Source organism: Gilvimarinus gilvus, from assembly GCF_030518155.1.
In the GTDB taxonomy this organism is placed as follows: domain Bacteria; phylum Pseudomonadota; class Gammaproteobacteria; order Pseudomonadales; family Cellvibrionaceae; genus Gilvimarinus; species Gilvimarinus gilvus.
In genome coordinates, this window is the sequence record NZ_JAULRU010000473.1 from 1 (window position 1) to 377 (window position 377).

A 377-nucleotide genomic window follows, 5' to 3' on the forward strand; every position below is an offset into this window, starting at 1 on the left:
GGTGATCCTCGGCCAGGACCCTTACCACGGGCCTGGCCAGGCGCACGGCTTGTGCTTCTCGGTGCAGCCCGGGGTGGCCACGCCGCCGTCGCTGGTCAATATCTACAAAGAGTTGCAGCGGGACCTGAACATCCCGATCGCCAGCCACGGCTACCTGCAAAGCTGGGCCGAGCAAGGCGTGCTGCTGCTCAACACCACCATGACGGTCGAGCGCGCGAATGCGGCCTCGCATGCCAAGAAAGGCTGGGAGCACTTTACCGACCGGATCATCCAGGTCGTCAGCGAGCAGTGCCCGCACGTGGTGTTCCTGCTGTGGGGCGCCCATGCGCAGAGCAAGCAGAAGCTGATCGATGGCACCAAGCACCTGGTGCTGAAGT

General features: G+C 64.2%; 1 protein-coding gene. It reads left to right on the plus strand.

All coding sequences use genetic code 11. The features are described 5' to 3' along the window. On the plus strand, window positions 1-377 hold a 377-nt coding region (locus QWI17_RS08945; RefSeq protein WP_302722170.1), incomplete at both ends, for a uracil-DNA glycosylase.